At 62.3% G+C, this 15810-nt stretch carries 13 protein-coding genes; 3 read left to right on the forward strand and 10 right to left on the reverse strand.

Annotated elements, in window-relative coordinates; genetic code table 11:
* Positions 1 to 3 precede the first annotated feature (3 nt).
* The 5 genes from AC13HB_RS08380 to hppD form a co-directional block, all read right to left on the reverse strand.
* A complete protein-coding gene (locus AC13HB_RS08380; RefSeq protein WP_482949295.1) occupies positions 4 to 774 on the reverse strand; it encodes a hypothetical protein in 771 nt (256 codons plus the stop codon).
* Entirely contained in the window at positions 771 to 1520 is a 750-nt protein-coding gene (locus tag AC13HB_RS08385) for a hypothetical protein (RefSeq protein WP_482949296.1), read from the reverse strand. The genes AC13HB_RS08380 and AC13HB_RS08385 overlap by 4 nt, the downstream gene beginning before the upstream one ends.
* Positions 1517 to 1657 carry a hypothetical protein gene (locus AC13HB_RS08390; RefSeq protein WP_482949297.1) on the reverse strand — a complete coding sequence of 47 codons (141 nt, stop codon included), beginning with the start codon at positions 1655 to 1657 and terminating at the stop codon, positions 1517 to 1519. The genes AC13HB_RS08385 and AC13HB_RS08390 overlap by 4 nt, the downstream gene beginning before the upstream one ends.
* Before the next feature lie 168 nt (positions 1658 to 1825).
* Complete coding sequence (locus tag AC13HB_RS08395; RefSeq protein WP_482949298.1) at positions 1826 to 2359, reverse strand: VOC family protein; 534 nt, start codon at positions 2357 to 2359, stop codon at positions 1826 to 1828.
* 28 nt (positions 2360 to 2387) lie between these two features.
* Positions 2388 to 3479 (reverse strand): 4-hydroxyphenylpyruvate dioxygenase, encoded by a 1092-nt coding sequence (gene hppD / locus AC13HB_RS08400; RefSeq protein WP_482949299.1) that lies wholly within the window; start codon positions 3477 to 3479, stop codon positions 2388 to 2390.
* Between the two features lie 148 nt (positions 3480 to 3627).
* Between hppD and AC13HB_RS08405 the strand changes: the two genes are divergently transcribed.
* The 3 genes from AC13HB_RS08405 (at position 3628) to typA (ending at position 7331) form a co-directional block, all read left to right on the forward strand.
* A complete protein-coding gene (locus AC13HB_RS08405; RefSeq protein WP_482949300.1) occupies positions 3628 to 4110 on the forward strand; it encodes a MarR family winged helix-turn-helix transcriptional regulator in 483 nt (160 codons plus the stop codon).
* Between the two features lie 90 nt (positions 4111 to 4200).
* Positions 4201 to 5400: a hypothetical protein gene (locus AC13HB_RS08410; RefSeq protein WP_482949301.1), complete on the forward strand. Its 1200-nt coding sequence runs from the start codon at positions 4201 to 4203 to the stop codon at positions 5398 to 5400.
* 98 nt (positions 5401 to 5498) lie between these two features.
* Entirely contained in the window at positions 5499 to 7331 is a 1833-nt protein-coding gene (typA, locus tag AC13HB_RS08415; protein WP_482949302.1) for a translational GTPase TypA, read from the forward strand.
* Positions 7332 to 7453: 122 nt separating this feature from the next.
* Here typA and AC13HB_RS08420 read toward each other — a convergent pair whose 3' ends face one another.
* The 5 genes from AC13HB_RS08420 to AC13HB_RS08440 form a co-directional block, all read right to left on the reverse strand.
* Entirely contained in the window at positions 7454 to 8224 is a 771-nt protein-coding gene (locus AC13HB_RS08420; protein WP_482949303.1) for a slipin family protein, read from the reverse strand.
* Between the two features lie 64 nt (positions 8225 to 8288).
* Positions 8289 to 9695, reverse strand: coding sequence for an NfeD family protein (locus AC13HB_RS08425; RefSeq protein WP_482949304.1), 1407 nt, complete (start codon positions 9693 to 9695; stop codon positions 8289 to 8291).
* A gap of 641 nt (positions 9696 to 10336) precedes the next feature.
* Positions 10337 to 11065 (reverse strand): hypothetical protein, encoded by a 729-nt coding sequence (locus AC13HB_RS08430; RefSeq protein WP_482949305.1) that lies wholly within the window; start codon positions 11063 to 11065, stop codon positions 10337 to 10339.
* Between the two features lie 310 nt (positions 11066 to 11375).
* Entirely contained in the window at positions 11376 to 12794 is a 1419-nt protein-coding gene (locus AC13HB_RS08435) for a hypothetical protein (protein ID WP_482949306.1), read from the reverse strand.
* A gap of 206 nt (positions 12795 to 13000) precedes the next feature.
* Positions 13001 to 15733, reverse strand: coding sequence for a M16 family metallopeptidase (locus AC13HB_RS08440; protein WP_482949307.1), 2733 nt, complete (start codon positions 15731 to 15733; stop codon positions 13001 to 13003).
* Between the last annotated feature and the right edge of the window lie 77 nt (positions 15734 to 15810).

Genomic DNA, 15810 nt, shown 5'->3' on the forward strand with positions numbered 1-15810 from the left:
GACTCAGCCGAAAGTCTCCATCCAGCGCACGATCGATTCCGATTCCAGGATGAGTTGCTGCAATTCGAGCCGTTTTGCGTGGATCTCGGCGAGATTGACCCGCAAGTCCGCATGGATATCGGTCTCTGCCAGAATGCGCTGGACTGTCGGTCCGGCGCGCTCCGCCGCGAATTCGAGCGGACAGGACTCGGGCAGCGTGAACACGGCAATACCTTCGACGGAGATATAGCGGTCGCCGCATTCGTCGCGAATCCGGTCCTGGATTCCGAACGGGATAATTTCGCGGATGCTTGCCCGATAGGCCGGAAGCGCTGTGAACAACAGACCGTCCAGACCATCGTCGGAGAAATAGTCCATGAGGCGGGTCCGCAGGGTCACATCCTCGATGAGGCCCAGCCCGCCATTGGAAACCATTTCTGTGATCGTGGCCCGTGCCGAGCGGCCATAATCGACCTGGCTTGCCTGATAGGCATCGATGAGAAACTGGTCGGGGTCCTCGACCGTGCCGGTTTCCATGGCCGTGATCGCCCGTTCCGCATGGGTTTCGACCTGACGATAGTATTCGTCCAGTGCCATCAGCATGGCACGCTCTACCCGCAGATCGGTCAGCAGGCGCTCCGTATAGTTGGCGGCCCGTGCGCTCTCGGCATGTGCTTCTCGCCATGCAGTTATCTGAAACGCCAACAGCACTCCGGCCACGACGATGACGAATTCGAGCGCGACGGCGAACCAGTTCTGTTCGCGGACGGCTTTCATGAGGCGGGCGAGGATCATTGCGGCTCCCAGGCCTCCGGTTCGCAAGGGCGGCCTGACAGGCGTGCGGTTTCCGCGCAGAGGGCAAGGGCATCGCGAAGCGTGTCCTCCCACCACTCGGCGATCGCCCGCATGCGGTTATTGCCGCCCAGGACGTGCTGCAGGAAATCGGGATCGGCGGCGGCGGCCTCCCAGTCGATGACGTGACGCCGCTGACGGCTGGAGCCAGGGTCGTATTCGAGCCGGACGAAGTCGAAACTCACCATACCCCGCTCCGAGGCCGACAGGGTCCGGAAATAGTCGATCTGGCCCTGCAGGAAGACGACACTGGACTGGTATTGCCCCAGCGCGTCGCGCAAGGCCTCATCGCCTATCGTGGAGAGCATGCCCGAGCTGACGATTTCGGTATAGACGCCCTGGCGCGGCGAGAAGGCGGGCAGGAGCGCGAGCGAAACCACCGCCTGAGTCATCTCTGCCTCGTGCATGCCGTCGAAATCGTCCGATATAAGACGTTCGATCGCTTCTGTGCGGTGCCCGTTCTGCGTGTCGTAGATGTCGGTCAGCCAGGCCAGAATGCCGACGGCATTCTCGACTTCGTCGTGCAGCCGGTCGATCGCGACTGCACGGCGTTCGGCCTCTGCCCGGTTCTCGGCCCATTGCGTGACCTGGAAACCGATTACGACACCGAGGATAACGATCACGAACTCGATCGCGACGGCGAACCAGTTCTGTTCGCGCACGGCTTTCATGAGGCGGGTGAGGATCATTCGTCGCCGACCTCCGCAGCGGTGCAGTCGGGTTCGGCGCCCACATCGCGGCCGAGTTCCTCGCCGACGGCGACCCGCAGGCCGACGGCGACCCAGTTCTGGTCTTTCATGTGCTGAATGAAACGGCGCAATAGCATGCGCGCCCCCGTGTCTCCCACTTTGGGTGATTAGCATGTTTTGTGAAAACACCTAATGAGGGAATGGGGAACCGCTGGCCCGGCGTCCCACCAATGAAAAAGCCCCGGCAGTTCGGCCGGGGCTTTCACTTCGGTGAACCGGTTCGAGACCCTACAGGCCCGAAGCGGTCAGTCCTGTTCGTGCAGCCAGGCAGCGTGCTTGGGCGCGCGCTTGGTCTGGCTCCATTCCTCGATCATGAGCGGCGCCACTTCGTTGAGCTGTTTCATCTGCTCCGGCGTGCCGGTATTGGCGGCAAGTTCGAGACGGTGACCGTTCGGGTCGAAGAAGTAGATCGACTTGAAGATGCCGTGATTGACCGGGCCGAGAACCTCGAGGCCTTCGCCTTCGATATGGTCCTTGGCCTTGTTCAGGGCGTCCAGGTCCTCGACTTCGAAAGCGATATGCTGGACCCAGGCCGGGGTCTGCGGATCGCGGCCCATCTCCGGCGAGTTCGGCAGTTCGAAGAAGGCCAGCACATTGCCCATCCCCGCATCGAGGAAGATGTGCATGTACGGGTCCGGCTCCTTGGTCGAGGGAACCTCGTCCTCGGCGATGGCCAGGACGAGGTCCATGTTCATCACGCGCTTGTAGAAGTCGACGGTTTCCTTGGCGTCCTTGCAGCGATAGGCCACATGGTGGATACGCTTGAGATTGACGGTCATGGACTGACCTCCCTTCTGCGTCGGGTCGTTACGCGTTTTCGGTCTGCTTGGCGGTGATCACGCCGCGCTTGATCTGGTCGCGCTCGATGCTTTCGAACAGGGCCTTGAAATTGCCCTCGCCGAAGCCCTCGTCTTCCTTGCGCTGGATGAACTCGAAGAAGATCGGGCCGATCGCCTTTTCCGAGAAGATTTGCAGCAGGAGGCGCGGCTGACCGCCTTCGGTCGTGCCGTCGAGCAGGATACCGCGCTTCTTGAACTCCTCGGTCGGCTCGCCGTGACCCGGCAGACGATCTTCGAGCATCTCGTAATAGGTCTCCGGCGGCGCCGTCATGAATTCCACGCCGCAGGCCTTCAGGCGGTCCCAGCAGGCGATGAGGTCGTCGCAGGAGAAGGCGATGTGCTGGATGCCTTCGCCCTTGTACTCGCGCAGATACTCCTCGATCTGGCCGACCGCATCCGACTTCTCTTCGTTGAGCGGGATGCGGATCAGGCCGTCCGGGGCGGTCATGGCGCGCGAGAGCAGGCCGGTATACTCGCCCTTGATGTCGAAATAGCGGATCTCGCGGAAGTTGAAGAGGTCCTCGTAATACTTGGCCCAGTAGTCCATGCGGCCCTTGTAGACATTGTGCGTCAGGTGATCGATCACGTTGAAGCCGCAGCCCTCCGGGTGACGCTCGACGCCGTCGAGATATTCGAAGTCGATGTCGTAGATGGACTCGCCGTCCTTGAACCGGTCCACGAGATAGACGGTCGCGCCGCCGATGCCGCGGATGGCCGGGAGGCGGAGTTCGGAGACGCGCGTCTCGACCTCGACCGGCTGGGCGCCTTTCTCCAGCGCCAGCTTGTAGGCGTCCCGGGCATTTTTCACGCGGAAGCCCATGCCCGAAGCAGACGGGCCGTGTTCCCTGGCGAAGAAGGCGGCCGGCGTGTTCGGCTCGTAATTGATCAGGAAATTGATATCGCCCTGGCGCCAGAGCTCGATGTCCTTGGAGCGGTGATTGGCGATATGGGTGAAGCCCATGGTCTTGAAAACGGGCTCGACAATGCCGCGCTCCGGCGCGGTGAACTCGACGAATTCAAAGCCACAAAGGCCCATCGGGTTTTCGAACAGGTCAGCCATGCCACTCCTCCAGGATTGCAACGGGCCGGGTCCGTTTGATGATTGTTTCGGGTTGCGGAGCGTCCCGGCGGCTCCTCGCCCATTCGAGCGCGGAGGTATCATAGTAGTTGCTATTGCGTCAAGTTGTGATCGCAACTAATATCGCGCCATGACCGACGCGATCTCATCCCTGCCGGCCCGGGCCATGCCGCCGCTCAAGCTGGACGAGTACTGGCCCTACCAGGTCATGGTCCTGGCGGACCGGATCGCCCGCCGTACGGCCGCGGTCGTGCGCGACAAGGCCGGTCTCAACCTGTCGCAATGGCGTGTCCTTGCCGCCCTGGCCGAAAAGCCGGGCCGGACAGCTGTCGATGTGGTGGCGATGACCCCGATGGACAAGGGTATCGTCAGCCGGGCCACGAAGGCCCTGCTCGGGAACGGACTTCTCTTCCGCGAGGCCTCGCAGGCGGACGGCCGCGTCAGTCATCTCTACCTGACCGAGAAGGGCGAGGACCTCTACCAGACGCTGCGTCTGGAAGTGGAAGCCGTGCCGCACGATGCCGACGCCCTGCTCTCTCCGGAGCAGCAGGCCGAGTTCTGCGAACTCGTAAAGCGCCTGGCCGCCGAATTTCCCGAAGACGGACGGATTTGATCCATTCATCAAATATCACCCGGTGAAACAGGCCGAGCGTGTATAGAGGCTTGCTGGAGGTACCGGTTTGAGCATTCGTGCCCTGTCTGTATGGCGCTGCACGTCCTGGTGACGTTTGCCCTGGCGAGCCTGACGGCGTTCGTCGGGTACTCTATCCTGTGCTCGGCGCTGACCACGGCACGGGCGGAAATGCTCCAGTCCTATATCCGGGTCCGGGCCGAGCGGGAGCAGACCCTGTTCGAGCAGGCCGAGGATTATATCACGGCAGCCGAAGCGGCATTTCTGCGCCGGCTCGATCTCATAAGCGACGAGATGGTGGAACGGGAGTTCGACACGGTCTTCCCCGCGCCGGGAGACGGGACACGCCGCAGCGCGCCGGTCCTGTTCGACGGCACCACGGCGCCTGATGGGGATCATGTTTTCGGCATCGGCGCCTTTCTCGGCGACGGGGAAGAGATGACGCTGGAGGAGAAGCGCCGCTATCTCGCCGGTTATCATGTCGTGCGATCGGTCGGCGAAGCCTATCTGGGCACGTTTTCGAGCCTCTATTATTTCACGCCGGACCGCCGCATGGTGATGTTCGCGCCCGAGCGGCCGGATCGGCTCGAATTCTACCGGTTCGACGCGCCGGCCGATTTCCAGCTCGAGGCCGACGAGGATCCGCGCCTGTTCAACCGGGCGACCAATCCGCGCGGCGAAATGCAGTGCACCCCGCTTTCGCGCTTCGTCTACAATGATGGCGGCGAACGCTCGGCGACGGCCTGCCGCAAGCCGGTGCATGAGGGTGAGACCCTGCTCGGTGCCTTCGGCACCTCGGTCGACATGACGGACCATCTGGCCCGGGCCCTCGAATCCCCGCCCACAGGCGGCGTGAACATGGTCTTCGACCGGGACCGTAATGTCATCGCCCGTGGCGAGGCCGCCGGTGCGCGTATCGATCCGGCCGCGACCATTGCCGTGCTTGCGGACGATCCGCGCGCCAGCGGAATCGTTCAGTCTCCGGACGGGCGCAGCCTGATCGCCTTCAGCCGCATCCAGGGGCCGGCCTGGTATTTCGTCTCCGTCGTCCAGCTCGACCCGGTCTACGAGACGGCGTCGCACTGGGCGAAGCTGCTCTTCGCCTTCGTCTTCTCAATGTCCCTGCTCTTCGCAGCCCTGCGCGGCATTCTGCGGCGTCTCTATCCGACCCGGCGGCTGCTCCGGGCCCGGCGTCTGGCCCAGGCGTCGCGCAAGGCTGCCGCGGCACGCCAACAGCCCAATCTGCCGGCGAATGATCCGGTCTCGGACTAGCTTCACGCAGCGACTGAGCCCCGACACGGAATAATCACTGGCCACGCCGCGCCCCACAGCGTATGAGGGCGCGCCTTTTCACGACAGGAAATCAGCCCATGAGCGCGTCCCTCGACAAGCTGCGCAACATCGCCATCGTTGCGCACGTTGACCACGGCAAGACCACGCTGGTCGACCAGCTTCTCCAGCAGTCCGGTACGCTGGGCGAGCGGGCCAATGTGTCCGAGCGGATGATGGATTCCAACGACCTGGAAAAAGAGCGCGGGATCACCATCCTGGCCAAGAACACGGCCGTCACCTGGGGCGAGTGGAACATCAATATCGTCGACACGCCCGGCCACGCCGATTTCGGCGGCGAGGTGGAGCGCGTCCTGTCCATGGTCGACGGCGTCCTCCTCCTGGTCGATGCCGTGGACGGCCCGATGCCGCAGACCTCCTTCGTGACCAAGAAGGCGCTGGCCCGCGGCCTCAAGCCGATCGTGGTCGTCAACAAGGCCGACCGTCCCTCCGCCCGTCCGGACTGGGTCGTCGACCAGACTTTCGACCTCTTCGACCGTCTCGGTGCCAATGAGGAACAGCTCGACTTCCCGGTCGTCTACGCCTCGGCCCTGCAGGGCTGGGCCTCCAACGAGGCCGGCGAGACCGGCACCGACATGACGCCGCTCTTCGAGATGATCACCGCGCACACGCCGAAGCCGGACGTCGATCCGGAGGGCCCGCTCCAGCTGCAGGTCTCGGCGCTGGACTATTCCAGCTTCACCGGCGTCATCGGCATCGGCCGGGTCGCCCGCGGCCGCGTCGCCCGCAACCAGCCGGTCACCGTCGCCAAGGCCGATGGCCGCGAAGTGCGTGGCAAGGTGCAGCAGATCTTCGGCTTCCACGGTCTCGAGCGCGTCGAGCGCGACAGCGCCCAGGCCGGCGACATCATCACCTTTACCGGTATCGACGAGCTGAAAATCTCCGACACGCTGTGCGATCCCGAGCATGTCGAGCCGCTGCCGCTGCTCTCGGTCGACGAGCCGACGCTCTCCATGACCTTCCAGGTCAATGACAGCCCCTTCGCCGGCCGCGAGGGCAAGTTCGTCACTTCGCGCAATCTCAAGGAACGCCTCGAGCGCGAGCTGATCCACAATGTGGCGCTCAAGGTCGAGCAGCAGGACGACCCGGACAAGTTCACAGTCTCCGGACGCGGCGAACTTCATCTCTCCATCCTGATCGAGACCATGCGCCGCGAGGGCTACGAGCTGGCCGTCGGCCGTCCGCGCGTGGTTCTCAAGGAGATCGACGGCGAGACCTGCGAGCCCTATGAGAGCCTCACCGTCGACGTCGAGGAAGAGGACCAGGGCGGCGTCATGGAAAAGCTCGGCCAGCGCAAGGCCGAGATGAAGAACATGGTGCCCGACGGCCATGGCCGGGTGCGGATCGACTACATCATCCCGACCCGCGGCCTGATCGGCTTCCGCTCCGAATTTCTCACCCTGACCTCGGGCTCCGGCTTGATGTTCCACACCTTCGATCACTACGCCCCGAAGACCGGCGGCGAGCTCGGCCAGCGCCATAACGGCGCCATGGTCTCCATGATTGACGGCAAGGTGCTGGGCTTCGCCCTCTTCAACCTGCAGGAGCGCGGCAAGCTCTTCGTCGGTCACGCTGTGGACGTCTATGAAGGCATGATCATAGGCGTGAATGCCCGCGAAGAGGACATGATCGTCAACCCGACCAAGGGCAAGAAGCTCACCAATATGCGCGCCTCGGGCACGGACGAGAACATCGTCCTCACCCCGCCGATCAAGCTGACCCTGGAATACGCCCTGGAATTCATCAATGACGACGAACTCGTCGAGGTGACCCCCCAGTCCATCCGCATCCGCAAGACCTTCCTGAAGGAACACGAGCGCAAGAAGGCCGGCCGCGAGAAGGCGGCGGGCTAGGGCTCTGCCGGTTTCGTCTTCCCCCGCTCGCGGGGGAAGTGGGGCGGCGCAAAGCGCCGGGTCAACGGGGGATTGAAGCGCCGTTTTCGGCGCTGTCCCCCTCGCCCGCCGAGGGCGAAAACCTAGTCGCTCCTCCCCGTCAGCTTGTTGAGCAGGTCGATCGGCATGGGGAAGACGACCGTGTTCGAGCCCTGCTGCAGGCCGAGCTGTTGCAGCGTGCTCATATAACGCAGCTGCAGGGCGCCTTCCTCGGTGGCCAGGATCTTGGCGGCATCGGCGAGTTTCTGCGAGGCCTGAAATTCGCCTTCGGCGGAGATCACCTTGGCCCGCCGCTCGCGTTCGGCCTCGGCCTGGCGGGCGATGGCGCGGACCATGGTGGTGTCCAGGTCGACATGCTTGATCTCGACATTGGTCACCTTGATCCCCCAGGCATCGGTCTGGGCGTCGAGGATCTGCTGGATGTCGCTGTTGAGCTGGTCGCGTTCGGCCAGCATTTCGTCGAGATCGTGTTTGCCCAGCACGGAGCGCAGCGTGGTCTGGGCGAGCTGGCTGGTCGCCACGCGGAAGTCGGCGACCTTGTTGATCGCCTTGTCCGCCTCGACCACGCGGTAATACAGCACCGCATTCACCTTCACCGAGACATTGTCCTGGGAGATCACATCCTGGCTCGGCACGTCCTCCGCGAAAATGCGCATGTCCACCCGAACCATTTGCTGGATATAGGGAATGAGGATGATCAGGCCCGGTCCGACCGTGGCGGTGTAGCGGCCGAGCGTGAAGACCACGCCGCGCTGGTATTCGCGCAGGATCTTGATCGCGGCCGACAGGAAGCCGACCAGCACGATGAAGAGGGCGGCGATAAGGCCGAAATTGACGCCGATTTCCGCAAGCATTGTCTCAACTCCTTGTGTGTCCGGTCGGGATTCGAATTTGGGAGGCGTGCCGGTTTGCATGAGGCTAGGCTCCTCCGGCTCTGGTGACGGCGAGCTCGAGCCCCTTCACGTCCGTCACCCGGACGACATCGCCGGGCACGAGCGTGTCCGCCGACCGTGCCGCCCAGCGTTCGCCGTCGACATGGACGAAACCGGCAGTGTCGTCCCATTCCAGCACGTCGCCGGTCATGCCGATCAGGCTTTCCCGCCCGGTCACCACGCGCCGGGTCTGCGCAGCCAGCCCGTAACTCAGCACGGCGAGGACCGATCCGCCCAGCCCGACCGCGACGACGGCGATCAGCCGCCAGTCGATCCGCAGCGCATCGATATCGCTGTCGACCAGCATGAGCGCGCCGATCGAGAAGACGATCAGGCCGGCAATGGCCAGAAATCCGTAGGAGGTCACGAAAACCTCCGCGACCAGCATGCCCAGTCCGATCGCGATCAGCGCCGCGCCGGCATAATTCACCGGCAGCGTGTTGAGGCCGTACAAACCCAGAATGAGGCACACCAGACCGGCGATCAGCGTGACCGGTTCCAGCCCGTTGTAGAAGGAGGCGAGCAGGCCGATAAATCCCAGATTGATCAGCAGGAAGGCGATATTGGGATTGGTGATGATGGACAGGAATTGCAGGGCAAAGCCCGGCTCGACCCGTTCGAGGTTCGCCCGGCCGGTCTCCAGCGTGACCGTTTCGCCCGATTGCAGCGTCACGGTGAGCCCGTCTATCTGCGCCAGCAGCGAGTCGAGATCGTCCGCCAGATAGTCGACGACGTTTTCCTCCAGTGCCCGCTGCGCGGTCAGGCTCACCCCGTCGCGCACGGCCGTTTCCGCCCAGTCCGCATTGCGCCCGCGTAGCTCTGCCAGGCTGCGGATCATGGCGACGCTGTCGTTCACCGCCTTGTTGCGCAGGGCCTGCTCATTGCCGGCCGCCTCTCCGGAAGGAGCCGTGTCCGCCTCGTCGCCCTCCTCATCGACCGGTTCGCCGGGCGCTGGCGTTGAGGGCATCGGCCCGAGACTGACCGGCGTCGCGGCGCCGACCGTCGTTCCGGGCGACATGGCCGCGACATGGCTGGCATAGAGGATATACGCTCCCGCACTGGTCGCCCGCGCGCCCGGCGGCGAGACATAGACAATGACCGGCACGTCCGCCGACAATATGGCCAGATTGATCTCGCGCATCGCATCGACCAGCCCGCCCGGCGTGTCCATCTCGATCACGACGATATCGGCTTCGCCCTCCGCCGTGTCGATCACGTCGGTAATGAAGGCGGAACTGGCAGGGCCGATGACGCCGACAAGAGGCGCGACATGGATGGTGGCGACAGGCGGTTCGGCGGGATCCTGGACGAACATCCCCAGTGCCGTCCCGCCCAGACCTAGAGCCAGGCAGATCAGCGCGATCAATCGCCAAACCGGAATACGCAGCGCCACTTTAAGCTCCAGCTGCAGGCCTTCCGTCTACGACCTTAGCGCATAACGCAAAAAAACCGAGGGGCGATATGGCCGCAGGCGGTTTGGCCCCTGCGAGGCACCTCCCCCGGCGGGGGAGGAAAGGTTCTGCGCTTCGTCTTCCCACTTGGGGGAAGTGGCCGCGAAGCGGTCGAAGGGGGGCGTTCGGCGTTTCATCCTGCACCATCCCCCCTCCGCCGGCTGCGCCGGCACCTCCCCCCGAAGGGGAGGACGAAGCAGCTTTGGCGCCACGGCGCTTCCGCCTGGCGGTATGGGAGAAGTGCGGGATGCCGACCGAGGCCGGACTACCGGTTTGTGACTACCGGTTACTCTGAATAAGCGTGACATCGACGACATCCCGCACGCGGCGTTTTCCCGGACGCTCTCGCCCCCGTGTCCAATCCAGCCGGTACAGGCCGTCGGTCGTGTAGTGCCGCCCGGACAGGCTCCGCTCGTAACCGGGCACAAGTGAACGTGGCCTGCGCCTCCCGTCCCGGAAACCGCTGGGGATTATGCGGGAGGGGGCGAAGGTGGGGATAAGTTATCGCCATGGCCATGTTTTCCGAGCGGGCGGGCAGCGATGCCACAGCAGGGAAACAGGAACTTTTTGAGACAAAGCGCCGCTAAATGGACGCGCCGTTCGGCGGCGGAATATTGTCCCACCGTTCCGCGATAGAGGCACAGGCCGCTTCCATGTTGTTGAAACGCGAAACTGCGTCGCTCGGAGCGGAGTGAATTTTACCAGAGAAGGCATCGACAACGAGGCAAAGTTTGCCCTCAGCCTCGGCACTTTCCTCCATGTTGCCGCGTGCGAGGTACCCATGAAGAAATGCTGCCTGCCATATGGCTTCGTCTTCTTTGAGCGCTTTGCCCTTTGAGTAGCGTAGAGTGCCAGCACCAATGCGAAATTTGTTGGTCTTCGTGACGCGGCTCACGCGGAACGCAATCTCTGGTGTGACCTTTACCCCTTCCAGCATGATCGAGGGGCATTCTCCAGGCGGAGAAATGGAGCCTCCGTATGGAGCGCTTATTTTGCTGAAATTTTTGCTGAATTTGGCGATGTAGTCGGCGTTGTGATCGAGCAAATCCCTCTCAAATGGATCGCTAGCAAGTGCTGTTCGGAGTTGTTCCTCACGGTCTTTAAGGTCGTTCACGTCAAAGAGTGGGTCATGACAGAAACGGCCGATAGCTGAGCGTGCATGGTCATGTTGAATCACTCGCGCAATGGCTCGGTATTTGCATGAGCGCACGATTGAGCGCCGTCGTTGTTCGGAGGCGTTCATATACTCGGCAAGAAATCGCCCAGCGATTTTTGGTGTTTTAACGAGGCGGTGAGTGCGCTTCTCTTTCATTTTAGGCTCCGACGACATGAGCGAATTTTACTTCAGTAGGTCCTTGGACGATGGTCGTGATCTATGCCTTGCGCCATTGTCAGAGCGCTTAATTGGTCTCTCCGAAGAAATCCCTGCTGATATCCGCGGCTATTTCCTATTCGAACGAGCCCGCGATAGTCAGTCGATCAGATTGCTCGCGCACGCGATATCCGAGGACGCTATTTGGGATATGAAAGAGCTTTTTGGACTCTCCTAGATAACAAATGCCTCTCGCCGAATCGGTGCTTTGTTCTCATTTTATTCCGTTTGCCCCGTGGTGGCGAGTCAACTACTCATCGTGTGGTCTAGGCGCCCTGCTGTGTAGGCACAGCGTTGAAGACGCCAGGACTGGAGTGCCGGGCACAATGCTTACGATATTGTCTCCATCGAAGCGGTGGTGTTGTGCGGATGGAAACCATTCTTCGGGCAGTGGCCGTATTGCCCTCGGGTTGTGAAAGATTTGAATTTCATCAGCCCACCGTTCGTCATGGCCGATTTCAATTTCTTCCATAAAAGCTCGGCCGCTCGCAGCATTGGGGTCGGGATCGTAACGCAGTCCTTGACGAAAATATCTGCAATCCGCGGGCTTGAAGCCAGCCCCCACACCCATTCGGTCGAACTTGGCAATAGTTCCGGCGTTGGAAAATATTACTGCAGCAACATGCTCAGCGTTCGGCAGATTAAAAAAACCGGAGGGGATGCGTTTAGATCCGAACGTGTGACCTTCAATCTCTTCGGTCCAAACGCGTAGCTGGCCATCCACATGCTCGTGCATTGAACGTACGCCATATAGGTACTCATGTAGCGCTGTTTGACTGTAAACCATTGAACCGATTTCGGGAGGAGCGCAGTCATCTTCGGCTATCGCTCCAGGCATATGAAAATCAGCTATGGCGAGTGTGAATGGGATGTCGCGTACTCGCTCACGCTCCCAATAGTGCTCACCTTGAGCATTCCTTTTCATCAACTTTGCGAACAGAGCGGAGCCATATTTGATGGCCATATAGCCACGGTTGAAATCAATAATTTCTTCCGCGGTATTTGTATCGACCCTCGCTGCTAACGGGCCTTCGGTCGATGGTGCCGCGGTCGTCGCTTCGACAGAAAAACTAATGCCCTCCCAAGGGGCGGAGCATAGAAAATCTGGCGCTTCTAGTTGTTCTACAATGAAATTCATTTCTCTAAGTGCTGCCCAAAGAAAGAACTCCCAGAGCCGTTGGTCAAATTGATGTCGTTGAAACTCTCCAATCAGGTGATTGTCCGCCGGTAATAGCCATGGCCCTATTTCACTTAAAACGCGCCGGGCTGGCGCTTTACATGGGTTGGATATAAGCAGATTAAAAAAGGGGTGGAGTTCACTGCCTTCTTCGACAGTTTTCGGGGTAAGTAAGTCTAATGGTTGAGCTGGTTCATCGCCCTGCTGTGCATCAGGAGTGATTGTTCCGAGCAAGGTGCGGAGTCGCGCTTCCGCTTGGCGCTGGGAAGCAATGTTGCTGTCTCCTTCGACCCATCGGAAGCGCCCGGCAGTGTCTCGAGCGAGCACCGCATATCCAAAATCATTGTCTATGAGATCGACAAAGACGGTTCCGATGACAGTTTCGTCTAAGTTCGACCAATGGGATAGTTCCCGAGAAATCAACGCTAATTCTGGTTGACGGGTTCCTAGGGTGTACAGACAGAACCGCTGAAAATTGAGTTCTTTGCTCATTTCTTGCCGATAACCTAATTTTACAGCTTAAAGGGCGTATTTGCCACGAAAGCCTGCTTAGGTCGAGTTTTCAGTGGTGTTGATGTTCAGAGAAGCCAACCCTTTGATCCTAGACATGGATGCAATTTCACCACCCCCAACAAAAAAACGGGCGCCGGTTCCCACCGGCGCCCGTTCCATGTCAGCGCTGATCGCGCGCGCCGGGCTTACTCGCCCAGGCGGCGGATCTCGACTTCGCCCATGTCGAGTTCGCGGATCGAGTCCGCGATGACGGCGGCGTCGCCGACGATGAGCCAGACGAGGTTGTCGGGGTCGACGACCTCTTCGGCGGCGGCGTGGATGGCGTCCAGTTCGAGCGCGTTGTAGCGCTCGGTCAGGGTCGCCGGATAGTTCCAGTCGCGGCCGAGATTATGGCTCGTCACCAGGGAGTTGCGGACCGCGGCAGCGGTCTCGAACTGGCCTGGCAGGGAGCGGGTCGAGTTGTTGATCGAGCGCTCCAGCTCTTCCGGCGTGGCCGGATTGGTGGAGGTGAACTCGTTGAACTCGCGCAGCAGCTCGGAGAGGCTGTCCGCCGTGCGGTCGGTCTGGACCGGCGCATAGACGATCCAGGGCCGCTGTCCGCGGGCACCCCAGAGCAGGGTCTGCGCCCCGTAGGACCAGCCCTTGTCTTCACGCAGATTCATGTTGACCCGGGCCGTGAAGGAACCGCCGATGGCGTCGTTCATGGCCGCGTACACTTCCGGGTTCTCCACATTGCCCTCCGGACCGATCAGGCCGGCCAGGATGAGCGATTGCGGCGAGTTGGGACGGTCCACGATGATGACGCGCGGCTCGCCTGCATTCTCCGCCTCGGCGAGATTCTTCTGCGGCAGCGGCGCCGACGGCGCACGCCAGCCGCGGAAGGCCCGCTCGAGGATCGGCGTGATCTCCTCAAGGGAGGTGTCGCCGACGATGAAGAGCGTGGCATTGTCCGGACGCAGCCAGGCCGCCTGGTGGGCCAGCAGGTCGTCGCGGGTGAAGCCCGTCACGCTTTCCGGCGTGCCCGAACCCGTGAAGGGCACGGAATAGGCATGACCCTCGCCATACATTTCCGGCGGCAGCATGCGCAGGGCGATGGCGATCGGATTGGCCATTTCCTGCTGGATGCCGTTCAGCGTCATCGAGCGGACGCGCTCGATGTCCTCGTCGCGGAAGTCCGGATCGGTGATCACCGTGGCCATCAGCTCGACGGAGTCGCGCAGATTGGAGCGCAGGGCCGAGAGCGAGACGGTGGACATGTCGAGGTCGGCGCCGGTGGACAGGTTCGCCCCGAGGCTCTCCGCTTCCGCGGCGATCTCGAGCGCGTCCATGCCGCCCGCCCCTTCGTCGAGCATGTTCATGGTGAAGTCGGCCAGGCCGAGCTGTCCGCCCGCGGCGCTGTCAGCGGCATAACCCGCATCGAACACCATGCGCATCTCGACGACCGGCACCGCATCGCGGCGCACGAAGACGAGATCGACGCCATTGGACAGCTCGCCCGTCTCGACGGCCGGCCAGACCAGTTCCGGCGTGTTCGCCACGACCGGCAGGGCCGAGCGGTCGGCATCGGTCTCGACGCTCTCGTAATCGCCGAAGGGAAGGACGTGGATCTCGTGCGAGCCCGTGTTCAGCCATTCGCGCGCCGTTTCGGTGATGGCGTCGGCCTCGGCCGTGTTGAGACGCTCCAGATAGGTGCGCCAGAAGCCCGGATCGCCGGCATAGAGCTCGCCCTGGGCCAGCGTGACGGCCTTGCCGCCGAAGCCGCCGATCTGCTCGAGACCGCGGACCACGGACGCATTGATCCGCGTGACGGCGGCTTCGAGTTCTTCCTCGGTCGGGCCTTCCTCGAGCAGTTCCTCGACGATCTCGTCGATGCGGGCCGAGGCGGCTGCGATGTCCTCGCCCGGGTTCAGCGTGACCTGGATCTCGAACATGCTGGCCAGCTGGTGCTCCTGCACATAGGCGCGGGCGCTGGTCGCGACCTGGCGGTCGAAGACGAAGTCGCGATAGAGGCGCGAGGTGCGTCCGCCGCCGAGCACGGTGGCGAAGAGTTCGAGCTGGGCACGCTCTTCCGTGGTGCGGCCCGGCACGACCCAGGTGCGGTAGATGCGCGACTGGGGCACGTCGTCATAGAGCACTTCCGACGTGTCGTAGCGGCGCTCGGGCACCCAGGAATTGATGCGGTTGAGCGGCGGGCCCACCGGGGCGTCGCCGAAATAGCGCTCGACCAGCGGACGGGCCTCCTCGGCATTGATGTCGCCGGCCAGGACCAGCACCGCGTTCGAGGCGCCGTAATACTGGCGGAACCAGTCCTGCACGTCCTCCAGCGAGGCGGCGCTCAGGTCTTCCATCGAGCCGATCGTGGAGTGGGCGTAGGGGTGGCCTTCCGGGAAGAGGGCGCGCAGCTGGGAATAGTTCACCATGCCGTAGGGCTGGTTGTCGCCCTGGCGCTTCTCGTTCTGGACCACGCCGCGCTGCTCGTCGAGGCGCTCCTGGTCGACCGCGCCCAGCAGGTGGGTCATGCGGTCGGATTCCATCCACAGCGCCATGTCCAGCGCCGGCGTCGGCACGGTCTGGAAATAGTTCGTGCGATCGAACCAGGTCGTGCCGTTCATGCCGGTCGCGCCGACCTGCTCGAAGGGCCCGAAATAGTCGTCGTTATAATTCTCCGACCCGTTGAACATCAGGTGTTCGAACAGGTGGGCGAAGCCCGTGCGGCCCTCCGGCTCGTCGGCCGAGCCGACGCCGTACCAGATGCTCACCGCCACGATCGGCGCCTTGCGGTCCTCGTGCACGACGACGGTCAGCCCGTTGTCGAGCTCGAAGCGTTCATAGGGAATCTCGACGTCCGGGACCTGCGCGGCCCCCAGGCCGGTCCAGGACATGGCGGCCACAAGGGCCGCCGCAAACATGCGTCGCATCAATATCTCCCGCTTGTGCTGTCAGTTGCGTGGCAAACTGCAACGTAGGGCGGGAGCGGGGGAAGTGAAATGCTTGT

It is taken from the genome of Maricaulis sp. B-26 (assembly GCF_056857855.1).

Excerpts from the sequence above, each read along its gene's own strand:
- AC13HB_RS08380 (WP_482949295.1), bottom strand. The coding sequence starts at position 774 with ATGATCCTCGCCCGCCTCATGAAAGCCGTCCGCGAACAGAACTGGTTC.
- AC13HB_RS08385 (WP_482949296.1), bottom strand. The coding sequence starts at position 1,520 with ATGATCCTCACCCGCCTCATGAAAGCCGTGCGCGAACAGAACTGGTTC.
- AC13HB_RS08390 (WP_482949297.1), bottom strand. The coding sequence starts at position 1,657 with ATGCTATTGCGCCGTTTCATTCAGCACATGAAAGACCAGAACTGGGTC.
- AC13HB_RS08395 (WP_482949298.1), bottom strand. The coding sequence starts at position 2,359 with ATGACCGTCAATCTCAAGCGTATCCACCATGTGGCCTATCGCTGCAAG.
- hppD (WP_482949299.1), bottom strand. The coding sequence starts at position 3,479 with ATGGCTGACCTGTTCGAAAACCCGATGGGCCTTTGTGGCTTTGAATTC.
- AC13HB_RS08405 (WP_482949300.1), top strand. The coding sequence starts at position 3,628 with ATGACCGACGCGATCTCATCCCTGCCGGCCCGGGCCATGCCGCCGCTC.
- AC13HB_RS08410 (WP_482949301.1), top strand. The coding sequence starts at position 4,201 with ATGGCGCTGCACGTCCTGGTGACGTTTGCCCTGGCGAGCCTGACGGCG.
- typA (WP_482949302.1), top strand. The coding sequence starts at position 5,499 with ATGAGCGCGTCCCTCGACAAGCTGCGCAACATCGCCATCGTTGCGCAC.
- AC13HB_RS08420 (WP_482949303.1), bottom strand. The coding sequence starts at position 8,224 with ATGCTTGCGGAAATCGGCGTCAATTTCGGCCTTATCGCCGCCCTCTTC.
- AC13HB_RS08430 (WP_482949305.1), bottom strand. The coding sequence starts at position 11,065 with ATGAAAGAGAAGCGCACTCACCGCCTCGTTAAAACACCAAAAATCGCT.
- AC13HB_RS08435 (WP_482949306.1), bottom strand. The coding sequence starts at position 12,794 with ATGAGCAAAGAACTCAATTTTCAGCGGTTCTGTCTGTACACCCTAGGA.
- AC13HB_RS08440 (WP_482949307.1), bottom strand. The coding sequence starts at position 15,733 with ATGCGACGCATGTTTGCGGCGGCCCTTGTGGCCGCCATGTCCTGGACC.